This window comes from Agrobacterium sp. CGMCC 11546 (genome assembly GCF_013365515.1).
GTDB lineage: Bacteria > Pseudomonadota > Alphaproteobacteria > Rhizobiales > Rhizobiaceae > Agrobacterium > Agrobacterium fabrum.
The window spans coordinates 1,638,286-1,656,664 of record NZ_CP047388.1; the positions used below are offsets into that span (position 1 = coordinate 1,638,286).

15 protein-coding genes are annotated in these 18,379 nt (G+C 60.8%); 10 read left to right on the plus strand and 5 right to left on the minus strand.

What is annotated here, in order from left to right:
• Position 1: 1 nt before the first annotated feature.
• The 5 genes from GSF67_RS22055 (at position 2) to GSF67_RS22075 (ending at position 5,477) form a co-directional block, all read left to right on the plus strand.
• Positions 2–1,528 (plus strand): ABC transporter substrate-binding protein, encoded by a 1,527-nt coding sequence (locus tag GSF67_RS22055; protein WP_006314857.1) that lies wholly within the window; start codon positions 2–4, stop codon positions 1,526–1,528.
• 329 nt (positions 1,529–1,857) lie between these two features.
• Positions 1,858–2,799: an ABC transporter permease gene (locus GSF67_RS22060; RefSeq protein WP_006314856.1), complete on the plus strand. Its 942-nt coding sequence runs from the start codon at positions 1,858–1,860 to the stop codon at positions 2,797–2,799.
• On the plus strand, positions 2,799–3,674 hold the full coding sequence (locus GSF67_RS22065) for an ABC transporter permease (protein ID WP_006314855.1): 876 nt from the start codon (positions 2,799–2,801) through the stop codon (positions 3,672–3,674). Before GSF67_RS22060 ends, GSF67_RS22065 begins: the two co-directional genes overlap by 1 nt.
• 1 nt (position 3,675) lies before the next feature.
• The gene (locus GSF67_RS22070) at positions 3,676–4,899 is read left to right on the plus strand and encodes an amidohydrolase/deacetylase family metallohydrolase (RefSeq protein WP_006314852.1); all 1,224 of its coding nucleotides are present in this window, start codon (positions 3,676–3,678) and stop codon (positions 4,897–4,899) included.
• An 83-nt stretch (positions 4,900–4,982) separates the two neighbouring features.
• Positions 4,983–5,477: a RidA family protein gene (locus GSF67_RS22075; RefSeq protein WP_006314849.1), complete on the plus strand. Its 495-nt coding sequence runs from the start codon at positions 4,983–4,985 to the stop codon at positions 5,475–5,477.
• Between the two features lie 6 nt (positions 5,478–5,483).
• Here GSF67_RS22075 and GSF67_RS22080 read toward each other — a convergent pair whose 3' ends face one another.
• Positions 5,484–6,320, minus strand: a complete 837-nt coding sequence (locus GSF67_RS22080) for an IclR family transcriptional regulator (RefSeq protein WP_006314848.1) — start codon at positions 6,318–6,320, stop codon at positions 5,484–5,486.
• Positions 6,321–6,409: 89 nt separating this feature from the next.
• On the opposite strand from GSF67_RS22080, the gene GSF67_RS22085 reads away from it, so the two are divergent.
• From GSF67_RS22085 to GSF67_RS22100, 4 genes are all read left to right on the plus strand, one after another.
• A complete protein-coding gene (locus GSF67_RS22085) occupies positions 6,410–7,606 on the plus strand; it encodes an aminotransferase class V-fold PLP-dependent enzyme (protein WP_035216177.1) in 1,197 nt (398 codons plus the stop codon).
• 55 nt (positions 7,607–7,661) lie between these two features.
• Positions 7,662–9,497: an ABC transporter ATP-binding protein gene (locus tag GSF67_RS22090; RefSeq protein ID WP_176072084.1), complete on the plus strand. Its 1,836-nt coding sequence runs from the start codon at positions 7,662–7,664 to the stop codon at positions 9,495–9,497.
• 154 nt (positions 9,498–9,651) lie between these two features.
• On the plus strand, positions 9,652–11,418 hold the full coding sequence (locus tag GSF67_RS22095) for a TRAP transporter large permease subunit (protein ID WP_244399880.1): 1,767 nt from the start codon (positions 9,652–9,654) through the stop codon (positions 11,416–11,418).
• Between the two features lie 16 nt (positions 11,419–11,434).
• Positions 11,435–12,433 (plus strand): TRAP transporter substrate-binding protein, encoded by a 999-nt coding sequence (locus GSF67_RS22100; RefSeq protein WP_006314844.1) that lies wholly within the window; start codon positions 11,435–11,437, stop codon positions 12,431–12,433.
• 54 nt (positions 12,434–12,487) lie between these two features.
• On the opposite strand, the gene GSF67_RS22105 is transcribed toward GSF67_RS22100, so the two are convergent.
• Positions 12,488–13,999: an aldehyde dehydrogenase (NADP(+)) gene (locus GSF67_RS22105; protein ID WP_006314843.1), complete on the minus strand. Its 1,512-nt coding sequence runs from the start codon at positions 13,997–13,999 to the stop codon at positions 12,488–12,490.
• Positions 14,000–14,242: 243 nt separating this feature from the next.
• Here GSF67_RS22105 and GSF67_RS22110 point away from each other — a divergent pair, with 243 nt between their 5' ends.
• The gene (locus GSF67_RS22110; protein ID WP_035216175.1) at positions 14,243–14,596 is read left to right on the plus strand and encodes a hypothetical protein; all 354 of its coding nucleotides are present in this window, start codon (positions 14,243–14,245) and stop codon (positions 14,594–14,596) included.
• A 27-nt stretch (positions 14,597–14,623) separates the two neighbouring features.
• On the opposite strand, the gene uxuA is transcribed toward GSF67_RS22110, so the two are convergent.
• From uxuA to GSF67_RS22125, 3 genes are all read right to left on the minus strand, one after another.
• Positions 14,624–15,832, minus strand: coding sequence for a mannonate dehydratase (gene uxuA / locus GSF67_RS22115; protein ID WP_006314840.1), 1,209 nt, complete (start codon positions 15,830–15,832; stop codon positions 14,624–14,626).
• 16 nt (positions 15,833–15,848) lie between these two features.
• Positions 15,849–16,895, minus strand: a complete 1,047-nt coding sequence (locus GSF67_RS22120) for an L-idonate 5-dehydrogenase (RefSeq protein ID WP_006314839.1) — start codon at positions 16,893–16,895, stop codon at positions 15,849–15,851.
• 75 nt (positions 16,896–16,970) lie between these two features.
• The gene (locus GSF67_RS22125; protein ID WP_176072085.1) at positions 16,971–18,377 is read right to left on the minus strand and encodes a TRAP transporter large permease; all 1,407 of its coding nucleotides are present in this window, start codon (positions 18,375–18,377) and stop codon (positions 16,971–16,973) included.
• Between the last annotated feature and the right edge of the window lie 2 nt (positions 18,378–18,379).

The window sequence follows — 18,379 nt, forward strand, 5'->3', positions numbered from 1 at the left end:
CATGAGACGTAAAATTGCATTTCTCGCCACCGCCGCGCTGTTGCTGGCGCCGGGTGTTATGATGGCTGCGGAGAAGGGTGGCGTCATCAATGTCGCGACGATCGGTGAGCCCCCGACACTCGACCCGATGGCCTCGACCGCCGATCTGGTCGGCATCGTCACGCAGCATATTTTCGAGACGCTCTACACCTTCGACAAGGGCTGGAAGGTGACGCCTCTTCTGGCCGAAAGCCTGCCTGAGATCAGTGCGGATAGCAAAACCTATACGATCAAGCTGCGTCAGGGCATCAAGTTCCATGACGGCAGCGACATGACCTCGGAAGACGTCGTCGCCTCGCTCGGCCGGTGGATGAAGATCGCATCGCGCGGCAAGCAGGCCGCCGGTTTTATCGACAATATTTCTGCACCCGATGCCGGAACGGTGACGATTACCCTTAAGCAGCCCTATGCGCCGCTGACCTCGCTGCTGGCTTTCAACAATTCGGCAGCCATCATCCTGCCGGCTGAAAAGCAGGCGGAGCCGATGGCCGAATTTGTCGGCACCGGCCCCTATATGCTGAAGGAACGCAAGGCGGACCAATATATCCAGCTCGTGCGTTTTGATGGCTACAAGTCCCGCGATGGCGAAAGCGACGGCTATGGTGGTGCGCGACATCAATATCTCGATGAAATCCGCTTCGTTCCGGTGCCTGATCCGAATACCCGTGTCGAGGCGGCCGTCTCAGGTCAATATGATTACGTCGATTCCATTCCGGTGGAGTCCTTCGACAAGGTGAAGTCCTCGTCAGCCTCGCAGCCCATGATGCTGAAGCCATTCGGTTTCCCGGTCTTCGTGTTCAACACCAAGGAGGGGCTTGCTTCCAAGCTTGAGGTTCGCAAGGCCGTAACCGAAGCGCTGAACATGGAGGACATGCTGGCCGCCGCTTTCGGCAGCACCGATTTCTACGCCCTTGACGGCGCCTATTATCCCGACAATTTCTCCTGGCACACGGAAGAGGGCGTCGACGGCAATTATAATGTCGGCAACCCGGAGGCAGCAGCCGAAAAGCTGAAGGCTGCCGGTTATAATGGCGAGCCGTTGCGCATCCTCACCAGCCGCCAATACGAATTCCATTACAAAATGGCGCAGGTGGCGGCGGAATATCTGAAGCTTGCCGGCTTCAAAGTGGATATGCAGGTGGTGGACTGGGCAACGCTGACGCAGCGCCGCGCCGATCCGAAGCTCTGGGACATTTATATCAGCCACAGCCCCTTCCTGCCGGAACCGGCGCTGATGGGAGCGCTGTCCACCAGCTCGCCGGGCTGGTGGGATACGCCGGCACGCAAGGCGGCAGTTGACGCCTTCACGTCGGAAGCCGATCCGGAAAAGCGCCTTGCGCTGTGGGCCAATGTGCAAAAAACGATCTATGCCGAGCTGCCGCTCATCAAGATCGGCGACTTCAACGCCGCGGCGGCTAAATCCAACAAGCTGGAAGGCGTCGATCCGGCTCCCTGGCCTTATTTCTGGAATGCTTCGGTCACGAAATAAGACTGGTTGGCAATCGGGCGCCGGGCTTTGCATCCGGCGCTCTTTCATGCCGGACCTGTGAGCCCGCTTCGCCTCCGCCCTCATTCCTGTGCTTGTCACGGGAATCCAGCCGACGCGCGTCTGCACGGCGAGAGGAGTCCTTTCAGCCCAAGGACTTGGGGCTGGCTAGATTCCTGTGACAAGCACAGGAATGAGGGTGGAGTATAAGGAGGACGTGCGAAGAGAACGTTCGATTTTACTACTGCGAGTGCCGGAATTGCCGGCACCCTCGAGAACTCGGTTCAACCGTCGCCTGGTCGCGGCAATCACGCGCTTCGGAGCTTTCATACGTGATACGCTATATTTTCCAAAGACTTGCGGGAATGATCGTGGTGATGTTTCTCGTCGTCACCATCGTTTTCGTTATCCTGCGCGTCACCCCCGGTGATCCGGCCGCCGTGATGCTGGGGCCGGATGCCACGGCGCAGGATATTGCCGAGCTTCGCACCCGGCTTGGTCTCGACCAGTCGCTCGGCGTGCAATATGTCTATTATATCGGCCAATTGCTGAAGGGTGATCTCGGCCAGTCGATCTTTCTTAACATGCCGGTCGGCTCGGCGCTTCTCGACCGGGCGGAACCGACCTTCTTCCTGACGATTTTTTCGCTGCTGATTGCCGGTGTCATCGCGCTCCCCATCGGTATCTATGCTGCTTACCGTCGCGGTTCCTTCGTGGACCAGGCCGCGACCACCATCGCGATGCTGGCAGCGAGCATTCCGAGCTTCTGGCTCGGCCTCATTCTCATGCAGTTCTTCGCCGTGCGGCTCGATCTGTTCCCGGTGTCGGGTTATGGCGGGCCCGGTGCGAGCTTCCTTGAGCGCATGTATCACCTGACCCTTCCGGCGATTGCGCTCGGCCTCGTTTCTTCCGCCCTCATTCTACGCTTCACCCGCGCCTCGATGCTGGATGTTCTCGGCGACGACTATGTTCGCACTGCCAGAGCCAAGGGCGTCAAAGAGCGCCGGGTGGTGATGAAACATGCGCTCAAAAATGCGCTCATCCCCATCCTCACCGTGCTTGGCCTCACCGCCGCCGTGCTGATTTCCGGCGCGGTCGTCACGGAGACCGTCTTCGGCCTGCCGGGTGTCGGCAATCTCGTCGTGTCCGCCGTGCTCCGGCGTGATTATCCGGTCATTCAGGGCGCGCTTCTCGTCATCGCCGGGCTTTACGTGCTCATCAATTTTGCCATCGACATGCTTTATCTGCTGGTCGATCCGAGGGTTCGTTACTGATGGCCGATATCACCTCCACCGCCCCTCCGACGCGCAACCCGACCATCCTGTTCATTCGGCGTCTCCTGAAACGCAGGACTGTCGCCGCCGGTCTTATCGTGCTGCTCGTCTTCGTGCTGCTTGCCGTTTTCGCGCCGATGATTGCGCCTTACTCGCCGTCGAAACTGTCGATCGTCAACCGCCTGAAGCCGCCGAGCGAACTCTACTGGTTCGGCACCGACGAATTCGGTCGCGACGTGTTTTCCCGCACCATCTATGCCGGCAGGCTGTCGCTTCTCGTGGGGGCCGCCGTTGTGGCGCTGTCGTCCATTATCGGCATCACGCTCGGCCTGCTCGCCGGTTTCTTCCAGAAGCTGGATACGCCGATTGCCCGCCTGATCGACGCAATGATGGCCTTTCCGGATATTCTGCTGGCCATCGCGCTGGTGGCGGCACTCGGTCCGTCGCTGACGACTGTCATCATCGCGCTCGCCGTGGTTTATTCGCCTCGCCTTGCCCGCATCGTGCGCGCCTCGACACTGGTGATTCGTGAGTTGCCCTATGTGGAAGCGGCCAGGGCGCTCGGCATCTCCACCTTCCACATCATGACGCGGCATGTCCTGCGCAATCTGGTCTCGCCGATCCTCGTGCAATGCACCTTCCTTTTCGCCAGCGCCATGCTGGCCGAGGCCGGCCTGTCGTTTCTGGGGCTCGGTGTCAGCCCTGAAATTCCAACCTGGGGAACCATGATCTCCGCCGGCCGCCAATATATCGGTCAGGCTGACTGGATGACCTATTTCCCCGGCTTTGCCATCATTCTTTCCGTGCTGTCGCTGCAAATGGTCGGCGACGGGCTGCGGGACATGCTCGACCCAAGACTGCGAAGGGATTTGTAATATGACATCAGGTGAACAGGTAAAAACGCCTCTTCATGCTCCCATTCTTCTCACCAATGTCAAACCTGTCGGTTTCGGAAAGGGGACGTCCCAAGCCCCGACCGATATTCTGATCGGCGGCGACGGCAAGATCGCTGCCGTTGGCTCTGCCCTGCAGGCACCTGCGGATGCGCAACGTATCGATGCGAAGGGTGCCTTCATTTCGCCCGGCTGGGTGGATTTGCATGTCCATATCTGGCACGGCGGCACCGATATCTCCATCCGTCCCTCCGAATGCGGCGCGGAACGCGGCGTGACCACGCTGGTGGATGCCGGTTCGGCCGGCGAGGCGAATTTTCACGGGTTCCGTGAATATATCATCGAGCCCTCGAGGGAGCGCATCAAGGCCTTCCTCAATCTCGGCTCCATCGGCCTTGTTGCCTGCAACCGGGTGCCGGAACTGCGCGACATCAAGGATATCGACCTCGACCGCATCCTCGAGTGCTATGCCGAAAACAGCGAACATATTGTCGGCCTCAAGGTGCGGGCGAGCCACGTCATCACCGGCTCCTGGGGTGTGACGCCGGTCAAGCTCGGCAAGAAGATCGCCAAGATCCTCAAAGTGCCGATGATGGTGCATGTGGGCGAACCGCCCGCACTTTATGACGAGGTGCTGGAAATTCTCGGCCCCGGCGATGTCGTGACCCATTGCTTCAACGGCAAGTCGGGCTCCAGCATTATGGAAGACGAGGACCTGTTCAATCTTGCAGAGCGCTGCGCCGGCGAAGGCATCCGGCTGGATATCGGCCATGGCGGCGCATCCTTTTCCTTCAAGGTGGCGGAAGCGGCGATCGCGCGCGGTCTGTTGCCGTTCTCGATCTCGACCGATCTGCATGGCCATTCGATGAATTTCCCAGTGTGGGATCTGGCGACCACCATGTCGAAGCTGCTCTCGGTCGATATGCCTTTCGAAAACGTCGTCGAGGCAGTCACCCGCAATCCGGCCTCCGTCATCCGCCTCGATATGGAAAACCGCCTCGATGTCGGCCAGCGGGCGGATTTTACGGTTTTCGATCTTGTCGATGCCGATCTGGAAGCCACGGATTCCAATGGTGACGTGTCGCGTCTGAAGCGCCTGTTCGAGCCGCGTTACGCGGTCATCGGTGCGGAAGCCATAGCCGCCAGCCGTTACATTCCAAGGGCGCGCAAGTTGGTGCGCCATAGCCATGGTTATTCCTGGCGCTGAACCCGACTGGAATGGCGCAGGGTCTGCCCTGCGCCTTCCGCAGACAAGGCGGGATACCCATCCCGGCATTATGAGGAATTCGCGTGAAACAGTCTTTGCTTGATGCTGAAGGGCACCTTTCGCCCTATGACCGGCTCGCTGCACTTGGCATCTCTCTGCCGCCGCCGCCGCCGCCGATTGCCAATTTCGTCACCCATGTGGTGGAAGGCAACATGCTTTATCTTTCGGGGCAGGGGCCGCGGGAAGAAAACGGCCATCTTTACGCCGGCAAGGTTGGCGCGGAAATCGGGCTGGAAGAGGCCTATAATCATGCGCGCCTCACCGGCATCAACCTGCTTGCCGTCATGCATGAGGCGCTGGGGGACCTGTCGCGGGTGAAGAAGGTGGTCAAGCTGCTCGGCATGGTCAATGCCGTCAGCGATTTCCGCGATCATCCGAGCGTCATCAACGGCTGCTCCGATCTGTTCATCGACGTGTTCGGCGATGCGGGGCAGCATGCCCGCTCCGCCGTGGGTTTTGGCTCGCTGCCGGGCAACATTACCGTTGAAATCGAAGCCATCGTCGCGCTGAAGGGTTGAGGCTGTTTAATGGTTGCGCCAGCCCATCAGCTTTTCGATCCGTTCTGCCGAGACCCTGACCTGTTCGGTATAGTGGTTTTCGTCCGCCAGCACCTTCTGTTCCGGCAGCACGATGGAAATCGTCGCGACGCATTCGCCGTTGATGTCGCAGATCGGCGAGGCGATGCAGGCGACGGCGTAATCGGATTCGGCGACCTGTATCGACAGGCGGTCACGAAAAGCGACCGCCGCCGATTGCGACAGGGTCTCGGGATTGATTTCCGCACGGCCCGTGGGCGAGGAGCGGGCGCAACGCCTGAAAAGTTCGAGGCGTTCGGTTTCCGGCAGATGACCGACGAGCAGGCGGCCGGATGCCGTCCAGTTCAGCGGAACACGGGTGCCGACGCGGGACGCGACCTGAAAGTGGCTGGGGCCATCGGCCATCGCCAGCACAAGCATATGATCACCATCGCGTCCGCAAAGCTGTACCGTCTCGCCGGCATGGCGGCACAGATCATGCATTTCGTGGGTAGCGACACCCATGAAATCCAGCGAGCGCGCATAGGCGAGGCCATAGTGGTAAAGCCGTGCGCCAAGCCAGATGTTGCCGTCGGCGTTGCGCGCCAGCATGCTCTTTTCGACGAGATCGTCGACGATCACATAGACGGTGGAAAGCGGCGCCTTGATGGCCTTGGCAATCGCGTAAGCGCCGGCTGGCGATCCGGTTTCGTAAAGGTAATCAATAACCTGAAGGGCACGGTCGATGCCGCTGACGCGCGAGCGCTTGGCCGCCTTCACGTCCGGGTTTTCCGCTGTGTCGGAAAGGGCGGTTGAAGCTATTTCGTCCAGTCGATGGGCGTCCAAATTCCGGCTCCTCATGCATTTTGAGAAGCTATTACATTATTATGGCATATATGTCGATGCCCATCGCATCGCAAAGACAGGAGAAAGACATGACCGAGGATATCAGAAGCAGGATCGGCCTTCGCCCGGTCATCAACGTCTCGGGCACAATGACGTCGCTCGGTGCTTCCATCGTCGTCCCCGAGGCGGTCGAGGCCATGGCGGCGATCCTGCCGCAATTCGTGGAGATCAATGATCTGCAGCGCAAGGCGAGCGCGATCATCGCGAGGCTGACGGGCGGCGAGGCCGGCTTCGTCACGGCGTCCTGCTCGTCCGGCATCAGCCTTGCTGTGGCGGGTGCGATTACCGGCAATAATCTGCTCGCCATCGAAAAATTGCCCGATATCGCGCCTGAAAAGAACGAGGTTCTGGTCCAGATGGGCCATGTGGTGAGCTACGGCGCGCCGGTGGATCAGGCGATCCGGCTCGGCGGTGGCAAGGTGGTGCTGGTCGGGCAGGCGACATCAACCCATCGCTACCACATGGAAAACGCCATCACTGAAAAAACCGCGGCAGCGGTCTATGTGGTCTCGCATCATGTGGTCGATTATGGGTTGCTGCATCTGTCCGAATTCGTCGAAATTGCCCATGCCAAGGGCGTGCCTGTCATCGTGGATGCGGCGTCCGAATATGATCTGGAGTTGTTTCTGGCGACGGGCGCGGATGTGGTGCTCTATTCCGGCCACAAGTTCCTTGGCGGCCCCACGTCCGGCATCGTCGCCGGAAGCAAGGAACTGGTGCGGCATGCCTTTCTGCAGAACATGGGCATCGGCCGCGGCATGAAGGTCGGTAAGGAAAGCATCTATGGCGTGATGGCGGCGCTGGAAGCCTGGGAAAAACGCGACCATGCCGGCATTCGCGAGCGCGAAACCGGCTATCTCAATCTCTGGAAAAAGACGCTGGACGGACGCCCGGGCGTGACGGCGCTGATCGAGCCCGACCCGACTAACAATCCGCTCGACCGCATGCGTGTCATCATTGATGCCGAAGAAGCGCATATCACCGCCTGGGATCTGACGACAGCGCTGGCCAGGGGTAATCCGCCGATCATCACCCGCGATCACGAGGTCGAGCATCGCTATTTCTATCTCGACCCCTGCAACCTGCATCCCGGTCAGGAAACCATCGTGGCTTCCCGGCTGGCCGAGGAGCTGGACAAGGCACGCGCCTCCAACGAGATGATTGCGACACCGTTCGAAGACCGCAGCCGCCACCGCTTCGACGGCATGCTGCGCTGGCCGGACTGAGTAAGCGAGCGGGTGCCGCGAGCATTGCAACGACAATAAAGAGAAGGGAACGATCATGACCATGCCGCAGGCAGCACCGCTTGGTGCCGAAGATGCCGTGCTTTCCGTCCGCAATCTCACCACGTCCTTTCACGTGGATGGCGGCTGGAAACCGGTGGTGCGTGATATCTCCTTCGATGTCGGGCCGGGCGAGACCGTCGCGATCGTCGGTGAAAGCGGTTCGGGCAAGAGCGTGACGTCGCTCTCCATCATGCGGTTGCTGGATCGGGAAAGCAGCAGGGTTCAGGGTGAGATCATGCTCGGCGGTCGCAACCTATTGTCCCTTTCCGAAGACGCCATGCGGCGGGTCAGGGGCAACGAGGTCGCCATGATCTTTCAGGAGCCGATGACCAGCCTCAATCCGCTGTTCACCATTGGCGACCAGATTTCCGAAGCTCTGCTCTGCCACCAGCCAATGTCGAAAGCAGAGGCAAGAGCGGAGACAGTCCGCCTTCTCGAAAAGGTACGAATCCCTTCCGCTGCGTCCCGTTTCGATGAATATCCGCACCGCTTTTCCGGTGGCATGCGCCAGCGCGTGATGATCGCCATGGCGCTTGCCTCAAAACCAAAGTTGTTGATCGCAGACGAACCGACGACTGCACTCGACGTCACGATCCAGGGCCAGATTCTCGACCTTATCAAGACGCTTCAGGAAGAGGAGGGCACCTCCGTCCTGTTCATCACCCATGATATGGGCGTGGTGGCCGAAATCGCCGACCGCACCGTCGTCATGTATCGCGGCGAGCAGGTGGAGGTCGGCGCGACGGCCGATATCTTCCATCGCGGCAAACACCCCTATACCCGTGCGTTTCTGTCCGCAGTTCCGGTTCTGGGGTCGATGAAGGGTGAAGAAAGGCCGCTCCGCTTCCCCATCGTCAACACCGCCACGGGGGAAACGCAGGAACCTGCCCGCCCGGCCGATACCGTCGATGCCACTGCCCAACCGGTGCTCAAGGTGGAAGGGCTGACCAAGCGTTTCGACATTCACTCCGGCCTTTTGGGACGGCTCAGCGGCCGGGTGCACGCGGTGGAAAATGTGTCCTTTGATCTCAGGGCTGGTGAAACACTCTCATTGGTGGGCGAAAGCGGTTGCGGCAAATCGACCACCGGTCGCGCCATCATGCGGCTGATCGAGCCGGATGCCGGTTCTGTGGTGGTCAATGGCGAGAATATTCTGGCCCTCGACAAATCAGGCATGCGCGAGATGCGCAAGACAGTGCAGATGATCTTTCAGGACCCTTTCGCCTCGCTCAATCCGCGTATGACGGTGGGTGCGGCGATTGCCGAACCTTTTCTGGAACACCGCATGGGCAGCGCCCGCGAAGCGAAGGAGGTGGTGGCCGACATGCTGGAAAAGGTCGGCCTCTCCCCTGATATGGCGGCGCGTTACCCGCACGAGTTTTCCGGCGGCCAGCGCCAGCGCATTTGCATCGCCCGCGCTTTGGCGCTGCAGCCGAAGGTCATCGTTGCCGATGAAAGCGTTTCGGCGCTGGATGTGTCGATCAAGGCGCAGGTCATCAACCTGATGCTGGATCTGCAGCAGAGCCTCGATCTCGCCTTCCTGTTCATTTCACATGACATGGCGGTGGTGGAACGCGTCAGCCATCGCGTGGCGGTGATGTATCTCGGTGAGATCGTCGAGATCGGCCCGCGCGCTGATGTCTTCGACAATCCGCAGCACGATTATACCCGCAAGCTGATGGCCGCCGTGCCGGTGCCGGACCCGGACCGCCGGAATACGCGGCGTGGTGCGGCGAATGACGAGCTGAAAAGCCCCATCCGTCCGGTGGATTACACAGTCAATCCGCGGGCGTATCGCGAGGTTTCACCCGGCCACCTCGTGGCGCTCTGACTGCCGCCCCGTTTTCCCGGAGCGCGGCGCTTTACACGGGGGGACATTCTTCTATACCGCTTCTGGCCGCGTGACACCGATCACGCGCGGAAGGCGGATCATGGCGGTAACGGAAAAGCAGTGGCGCAAAAGCTTCGAGACGGCGGCAGCGGTGATGCTGTCACGTTTCGATGCCGTGCTCGGCGCGGTGGCCGCGTTGATCCTTGCGGCCCTTCTCGTGGTGGTGCTGATCAATGTCACCCTGCGATATCTGTTCCACACCGGCTTCATCGGCGCGGAAGATCTCGGCATATGGCTCAACGTCGCGATGATCGCCGTTGGCGCACCGCTCAGCCTCAAAAGCGCATTGGCGATGCGGCTCGATGTCTTCGTGCGCTTCCTGCCGCAGCGGTTTCATGCCGTCATTGAAATTCTGGCCGATGCCTTCTCCTTTGTTGCGGCGCTCATCCTCGCTTTGGGTGGGGTGGAGATCGCGGCGATGCTGGGTGGTACTTCGCCGACGCTCGGCCTGCCGGAATGGGTGCGTTTCGGTTTTCTTGGCGCAGGCGGCGCGCTTATCTTTGTCTATCTGACGCTTCAGCGTTTCAGCGAAGGCAAGACATTCGCCGTTCTGCTGTCCATGACCATCGCACTTGTGGCCTATGTCGGACTGCCGCAAATATTCGTTGATACGACCCTGCCGCCGAGCCTGTTTCTGGTGCTGACGGCGGCGGTAGGGCTGGTTCTGGCGGCACCGCTCGCTCACGCTTTTCTTGCCGCCGCTTATGTGGCGATTGCCTTTGGCAGCACCTTGCCGGAGCCGGCCATCGTTTCCTCGACCGTAACGGGCATGTCGAAATTCCTGCTGCTCGCCATCCCCTTCTTCCTGCTGGCCGGAAGCCTGCTGACAATATCGGGCGTCGCCAACCAGCTCGTCCGTTTCGCCGCTTCCGTGGTCGGCCACCGCCGGGCGGGTCTGGCGCAGACGACGCTTTTGACCAGCGTGCTGTTTTCCGGCGCGTCCGGTTCTTCGGTCGCCAATGCCGCCTTCGGCGCGTCCACCTTTCACCCGGAACTCGTCAAACACGGCTATCCGCCGGCGCAGGCGGGCGCGATTATTGCCGCGACATCCGTGCTCGACAATGTCATTCCGCCCTCCATCGCTTTCCTGATCCTTGCCACGGCCACCAATCTTTCGGTGGGCTCACTGCTGGTCGGCGGTTTCTTCGCCGGTGGGCTGATGGCAGCCTGCCTCGGCGTGGCGATCCATTTGAGCGTGCGCAGCGTCGATACCCTGCCACGCGCTACCGGGGCAGAGCGATGGCGCTCGGCCATCGCCGCCATACCGGCTTTCGGCCTCGGCGTCATCGTGGTGGTCGGCATCCGTATCGGCATCGTCACCACCACGGAAGCGGCGGCCCTTGCGGCGCTCTATACGCTGCTCCTTGGCTTCGGTTACCGGCTGGGCGTGGGCCGCATTTTCGCGACCTTCCGGCAATCGGCCGGGGAGGCGGCAGCAATTGGTCTTCTGATCGGCACGGCCGGTCCTTTCGCCTTTCTGCTGGCGGTAGACAATGTCTCCCGCCTCGTTATGGATTTTGTCACTGTGCTCGGCGGCAGCAAGATCGCCGTATTGCTGCTCTCCAATCTCATCCTGCTGGCGGTCGGTCTGGTGCTGGATATCGGCGCGGCGATCCTGCTCTTCGGGCCCATCCTGCTGCCCGCTGCGGTGGCGGCCGGCATCGATCCCATTCATTTCGGCGTCATTCTGGTGGTCAATCTGATGATCCACGGCCTGACACCGCCGCTCGGCATGCTCATTTTCGTTGTCAGCGGCGTGACCCGTGTTCCGGCGGCAGCACTTTTTCGGGCGGTCATTCCCTATCTCGTCTCGCTGCTCGTTGCCCTCGCCATTTTATGCCTATGGGCCATATTGTTTTAAGTCAGAGGTTTTCGTCATGACCATTATCGATCGCCGCCATCTCCTCAAACTCTCCGCTCTCGGTGCCGCGACGCTTGCCGCACCGGCCCTGATGCGCCCGGCGCAGGCCAGAACCCGCCGCCTCACGGTCGCATCGCTATTTGCCAACGACAAGCCGGAGACGAAGATCTGGGTGAAGATCAGCGAGCTGGTGGAGGCGAAACTACCCGGCCGTTTCCACTTCAACATCGTCAAGAGCGGGGCCCTCGGCGGCGAAAAGGAAGTGGCGGAAAACATCCGCCTCGGTTCGGTGCAGGCCAGCCTCTCCACCGTCTCTTCCCTGTCCGGTTGGGTGCCGGAACTGCAGATCCTCGATCTGCCCTTCTTGTTTCGAGATAGTGAACATGTGCGCAAGGTGGTGACGGGTGAGACCGGCGAAGAACTGAAGACAAAGCTTGCCGCACAGCAATTCGTCGCCGCCGATTTCATCAATTACGGCGCACGTCATCTTCTGGCCAAGGAGCCTGTGACCCGGCCGGAACAGTTGAAGGGCAAGAAAATCCGCGTCATTCAGAGCCCGCTGCACACCAAATTGTGGAGCGCCTTCGGCATGACACCGGTCGGCATTCCGATCACCGAAACCTATAATGCGTTGGCGACCGGGGTGGCCGACGCCATGGACCTCACCAAATCGGCCTATGCCGGTTTCAAGCTTTACGAGGTCGTGCCTTATCTGACCGAGACCGGCCATATCTGGGCCTCTGGCGTGGTTTATTACGGCGCGGCCTTCTGGAGCCAGCTGGATGATGAGGAAAAGAAGGTGCTCTTGGAAGCCTCCAGCGAAGGTGCCCGTTATTTTAACCAGTTGATCGTGGAAGATGAAGTAAAGTCCGTCGACCTTGCGCTCTCGAAGGGTGGCAAGGTACTGCAGCCGGAAATGGTGGATGAATGGCGCAAGGGCGCGCAGGGCGTCTGGCAGGATTTCGCCGGAATTGTCGGTGGTCTCGAAAAGATCGAGGCGATCCAGTCTATCTGAGGCAGCCGCATCGGACATGAAAGGGGAAGGCGCTTTTGCGCCTTCCCCTTTGTTTTAGCGGATGTCTTCGGGCAGAACGTCCGAAGGGATGTTCTGGTAGGAAACCGGGCGCATGAAGCGGCGGATCGACATGGTGCCGACAGAGGTTGCGCCGAAGTTCGTCGAGGCCGGGTAGGGGCCACCGTGAACCATGGCTTCGGACACTTCCACACCGGTCGGGAAACCGTTGGCGAGAACACGGCCGGCCTTGCGCTCCAGGATCGGCAGCAGCTTGCGGCCGAGTTCGGCGTCGCCGGCATCCAGATGCATGGTTGCCGTCAACTGGCCTTCGAAGCTCTTGGCGACTTCAAGCATTTCTTCCGCGCTATCAACAGTCACGATCAGTCCGAGCGGTCCGAAGACTTCTTCAGCAAGCGCGTGGTTGGCAACCCAGTCCTTGCCGGCAACACGGTAGAGATAAGGCGTTGCATTGCGCAGATTGCAGGTGGTCGTCAGCACGTCGCGCACGCCGTTGCCGGCAGCGATACGGTCACGGCCGTCACGATAGGCGGCGGCGATGCCGTCCGTCAGCATGACCTGCGGGCCGACTTCGGAAAGTGCTGCGCGGGCGGTTTCAGCCACGGCATCCGCCTGCTCGGAGAGAATGACGGCGATGCCGGGATTGGTGCAGAACTGGCCCGCACCCATGGTGAGCGAACCGGCCCAGCCCTTGGCGATGGCTTCACCACGGGCGGCAACGGCTTCCGGCAGCAGGAACATCGGGTTTACGGAACCGAGTTCGCCGAAGAAGGGGATCGGCTCGGGGCGCTGGGCGCAGAGATCGAACAGCGCACGGCCGCCGGCGAGCGAGCCGGTGAAACCGACCGCCTTGATGCGCGGATGCTGCACGAGTGCGGAACCGACATCGCGGCGGCCGCCCTGGATCAGCGAGAAGACGCCGGGATGCAGATTGTGCTTCTTGACAGCGGCAAGGACGGCTTCGGCAACGATTTCGCCGGTGCCGGGATGGGCGGAATGGCCCTTGACGACCACCGGGCAACCGGCTGCCAGAGCGGCGGCCGTATCACCACCGGCCGTGGAGAAGGCGAGCGGGAAGTTGGAAGCGCCGAAGACGGCGACGGGGCCGATCGGACGCTGCATCAGGCGGATATCCGGACGCGGCAGCGGTTGGCGATCCGGCAGGGCTTCGTCGTGGCGGCGGTCGAGATAATCGCCCTTGCGGATATGCGATGCGAAAAGGCGAAGCTGACCAACGGTGCGGCCACGTTCACCCTGAAGGCGTCCAGCAGGCAGGCCGGTCTCGGACGAGCCGATTTCGGTGATGGCGTCGGCGCGGGCTTCGATCTCATCGGCGATGGTGTCGAGGAATGCGGCGCGCTCTTCGCGGGTGGTATAGCCGTAGCTCCAGAAGGCCTCTTCGGCTGCTTCTGCGGCCGCATTCACCAGATCGACGGTGCCGACCGAAAAATCGAAAGCTTCGCCATGTGCAGGCTCACTGCGGAATTTTGCTTCCGTTGCGACCCATTCTCCTGCAACCAGATGTTTGCCATGCGGCTTGAAACTCATTGTGCTCTTCCCTGAAAATCTGATCCTGTGTGGAAAATCCACCGATACCGTGACATCGCATCGAAAGGCGACAGCGCCAAGGCCATCAGCCACGATCCTCGTCCGGTTGCCTTCTGCCTTAGCCCGTGTGGGGCCTGAGCGAAAGCCGGTTTTTGAACTATCTGACCAAAAAGTGTGATTAATTGGGCGAGGCGTGAAAAAGACGTGCTTCCGTTTGCGCGGGTGGCACTCTATTGTTACGCCATGATGACAAACAGACTTCCAAAATATATCGCCTGGTCGGTTCTTCTACTGATCGTGATCGTTACAATCTGCCCGATCGGCTTTCGTCCGCACACGCTGACGAGTGTTGGCCTCGATCGCGCGGCTGCCTTTGCCTTCTGTTCGGCGGCCTTCGTGCTGGCCTATCCGCGTTATTGGCTGGCGATCATCGTGGCGGGTATTGTTGCGGCGTTCGGTATCGAGGCGTTGCAATTCCTCTCGCCGACACGCCACCCGCATCTGATGGACGCCGCCGTGAAAGCCGCTGGAGCGGTTGCCGGCGGACTTGCAACCTTCTCCTATCTCACGTTCCGGGCGCGGTTGGCCGCAGGCTGACGCATCGCCTGCGGTCAATTTTCCCGCTCAGCCTTTGCCGGTCGCAAGGCCGAAACGGCCATGCGACAGCGTGCGCTCGATACCGCGCAGCTCCGCCAGCCCCTTCAGCCTGCCGATGGCGGGATAACCGGGCTGCGCGCCGCGCGTCAGGTCGTTGAGTATTTCCTGACCGTGGTCGGGCCGCATCGGAATGGTATGGTCGTCGCGGCCCTCCGCCCGGCGTCGGGCCTCTTCGGTGACGAGTGCGGCGATGACGGCGACCATATCGGTTCCGCCCTCCAGATGTTCGTCCTCGAAGAAGGAGCAGGGAACGGTATCGGTATCGCGCGTCACATTGCGCAGATGCACGAAATGAATACGATCGGCAAAACGGCCGGCAATGAAGGGCAGATCGTTATCGGCGCGCGCCCCGAGGGAGCCGGTGCACAGCGTCACGCCATTGGCGCGGCTGTCGACCTGGGACAGCATATGGGCATAGTCCGCTTCCGTTGACAGAATGCGCGGCAGGCCGAGTAGCGGCCATGGCGGATCGTCGCCATGGGCGCAGATGTTGATGCCGACCTCTTCCGCAACCGGCGTCACTTCGGAGAGAAAGTCGATCAGGTTCTGTTGCAGTCTTCCCCGGTTAATGCCGTGATAGGAACGCAGCTTTTCCAGAAGCTGGGCGAGCGTATAACCATCCGCCGAACCGGGCAGGCCCGCGCCGATATTGCGCCCCAGAGCGGCGATTTTCGTATCCGGCATCTCGGCAAAACGTTTTGCCGCTTCCTCCAGCAGCCAGCCCGGATAATCGGCCTTCGCGTCAGGGCGTTTCAGAATATAGATGTCGAAAGCGGCGAAATCGGTGAGATCGAAGCGCATCGCCCTTGCGCCATGTCTGGTTTCCCAGCGCAGGTCGGTGCGCGTCCAGTCCAGCACCGGCATGAAATTATAACAAACGGTGCGGATGCCGGAGGCGGACAGACGGCGCAGCGTCTCCTGCCAGTTGGTGATGTGATTTTTCCAGTCGCCGGTCTGGGTCTTGATATCCTCGGAAACCGGCACGCTTTCCACCACATCCCAATAAAGCCCGCCGGCCTTGATCGCTTCATGCCGTTTGGCGATCTCGTCCACCGGCCAGACATCGCCGGTGGCGATGTGATGCAGCGCGCTGACGATGCCTTCCGCGCCCGCCTGAGCCGCATCCTGAACCGTGACCTTGTCGACTGGACCGAACCAGCGCCATGTATGTCTCATCTTTGATCCTCAAATATCAGTCTGCGGAAAATGTCAGCTGCACCTTGCAGGCGGCGGAACGATCCCCGGCCTGTTCGAATGCCGCTTTCGCCTCGCCAAGCGGGAAGCTGTGGGAAATGATCGGTCGCACATCGATCTTGCGGGTGGAAATGAGCCCGGCGGCGATGGCGAATTCGTCGTGGAAACGCTGCGAGCCGCGCCAGACAATCTCTTTGCCCACCAGCGCATTGAGCGGAATGGTGACGTCGCCTGTCACGCCCACCTGCACGATGGTGCCGCGCGGGCGAACGCAGGCGAAGGCGGAGCGGAGCGCGGGGCCGGCTGCGGAGCAATCGAAAATGACGTCGAAATAACCTTTGTTGTCCTGATAGGGCAAAAGCGCATCGGCGTCCTTCGCGACATTGATCGTGCGGTCGGCACCCATGGCGGGTGCGCGCTCCAGTGCCGCATCGGTGAGATCGGTCGCGACGATGATGCCGGCACCCGCCTGGCGGGCGGCGGCTATGGTAAGGAGGCCGATGGGACCGGCGCCGGTCACCAGTACCTTCGCACCTGCCAGATCGCCAGCCTGTGCGACGGCATGCAGGCACACCGCAAGTGGCTCGGTACAGGCGGCCTCGGCGGGCGAGGTGGCGTTCGAAAATGTCGCGCATTGTTTTGCCGGAACCACCAGCCGGTCGCGGAACATGCCCTGTTCGTGCGGCAGGCGCATGGCGCTGCCCATGAAGTGCATGTCGAGGCAATGGATCGGCTGCCCCTTCAGGCAGAACTGGCAATGGCCGCAGGGTTGCGAAGGGTTGACGGCGACGAGTTGGCCGATGGCAAGCCCGCTGACACCCGCGCCCAAAGCCGCGATATGGCCGGATGCCTCATGACCGCAGATAATCGGCTCGCGCACCCGCACCGGGCCGAAACCGCCATCCTGATAATAATGAAGATCGGAGCCGCAAATGCCACCTGCCGCCATGGTCAGCAACACTTCGCCGGGGCCGGGGGGCGCAACGTCCTGCGTTTCGACGCGGATATCTTCACGGGAATATAGACGTGCCACGCGTGTCTGCATGACGATGCCCTCATATAGTCTGTGTGTGGAAGGAATGAACCCGCACGGCGAACCGCGCGGGCGATGATGTTTGCCTTAGCGGATCAGGCCCATTTCGGTCGGCAGCCACAAGGTGATTGCCGGAATGAAGGTGATCAGCAGCAGCGCCACGAATAGCGGCACCAGCCATGGCAGGATGGCGACAGTCGTGCGCTCGACGGAGAGTTTCGCCACGCGCGAGAGCACGAACAGCACCATGCCGAGAGGCGGATGCAGCAGCCCGATCATCAGGTTGAGCGTGATGATGAGGCCGAAATGCACTGGGTCGATGTTGAATTGCAGCACCAGCGGCAGAAGGATCGGCACGAGGATGGTGATAGCCGCAATCGTGTCGAGGAAGCAGCCGACGAACAGCATCAGCAGGTTGACCAGCACGAGGAAAATCCACTTGCTGTCGGTGATCGTCAGGATTGCCGCCGACAGAAGCTGTGCAGCCTGACTGACCGTCAGCAACCATGCGAAGACCGAGGCTGCCGCAACGATGAAGAGTACCGATGCGGTCGTCTCGATGGTGTCGAAGGTCGATTTCGCCAGCGTCTTGAACGTCATCGTGCGATAGCGGACAAGGCCGAGGAACAGCGACCAGAGAACGGCCGCAACGGCTGCCTCCGTCGGTGTGAACCAACCCATCGTCATGCCGCCGATCAGGATCACCGGCGTCATCAACGCCATCACGGCAGAGAAATCAAAATACCAGTCGCAGGCGAGCAATATCACCAGCACGATCAAGATCGACAGGTTGAGCGACAGGCCAAATGCCGTGAGGATATAGATGCCGAGCGGCACCATCATGACAACGAGGACTTCAAGCGATGCGCCGAAGATTGTCCTGAGATTAAACGGCGTATCGGAACCCCAGCCCTTGATATAGGCAAAGACCGCAACCGTGATCATCATCAGCAGCGTCATGACGACGCCCGGAACGATGCCGGCCATGAACAGCGCACCGATCGAGACATTCGCCATCATGTCGTAGATGACGAAGGGCAGGGACGGCGGGAAGATCGGCCCGAGCGTTGCGGAAGCGGCGGTGACGCCGACGGCCGCCTCGACCGGATAACCATGATCCTTCATGGCCTTGATTTCGATGGTGCCGATGCCGGCAGCATCGGCCAGTGCGGTGCCGGACATGCCGGAAAAGATCACCGAACCGATGATGTTGACCTGCGCGAGGCCGCCCTTCATCCAGCCGACGAGCGCGACAGCGAAGGAATAGATACGTCCCGTTACACCTGCCGTATTCATGAGATTGCCGGCAAGGATGAAGAAGGGAACCGCCAGGAGCGGGAAGCTTTCCACACCCGCAATCAGGCGCTGCGCCGCGATGATATCAGGCGCGACATTATAAAAGACGATGTAGAGCAGCGAAGCCGAGGCCATGGAAATGGCGACCGGCAGGCCGATCAGCATCAGAAGAAGGAATGAGCCGATGAGAAGCAACATGT

Coding starts and splice junctions, on each gene's coding strand:
- GSF67_RS22055 (WP_006314857.1), top strand. CDS start 2: ATGAGACGTAAAATTGCATTTCTCGCCACCGCCGCGCTGTTGCTGGCG.
- GSF67_RS22065 (WP_006314855.1), top strand. CDS start 2,799: ATGGCCGATATCACCTCCACCGCCCCTCCGACGCGCAACCCGACCATC.
- GSF67_RS22070 (WP_006314852.1), top strand. CDS start 3,676: ATGACATCAGGTGAACAGGTAAAAACGCCTCTTCATGCTCCCATTCTT.
- GSF67_RS22085 (WP_035216177.1), top strand. CDS start 6,410: ATGACCGAGGATATCAGAAGCAGGATCGGCCTTCGCCCGGTCATCAAC.
- GSF67_RS22090 (WP_176072084.1), top strand. CDS start 7,662: ATGACCATGCCGCAGGCAGCACCGCTTGGTGCCGAAGATGCCGTGCTT.
- GSF67_RS22095 (WP_244399880.1), top strand. CDS start 9,652: ATGCTGTCACGTTTCGATGCCGTGCTCGGCGCGGTGGCCGCGTTGATC.
- GSF67_RS22100 (WP_006314844.1), top strand. CDS start 11,435: ATGACCATTATCGATCGCCGCCATCTCCTCAAACTCTCCGCTCTCGGT.
- GSF67_RS22105 (WP_006314843.1), bottom strand. CDS start 13,999: ATGAGTTTCAAGCCGCATGGCAAACATCTGGTTGCAGGAGAATGGGTC.
- GSF67_RS22110 (WP_035216175.1), top strand. CDS start 14,243: ATGATGACAAACAGACTTCCAAAATATATCGCCTGGTCGGTTCTTCTA.
- uxuA (WP_006314840.1), bottom strand. CDS start 15,832: ATGAGACATACATGGCGCTGGTTCGGTCCAGTCGACAAGGTCACGGTT.
- GSF67_RS22120 (WP_006314839.1), bottom strand. CDS start 16,895: ATGCAGACACGCGTGGCACGTCTATATTCCCGTGAAGATATCCGCGTC.
- GSF67_RS22125 (WP_176072085.1), bottom strand. CDS start 18,377: ATGTTGCTTCTCATCGGCTCATTCCTTCTTCTGATGCTGATCGGCCTG.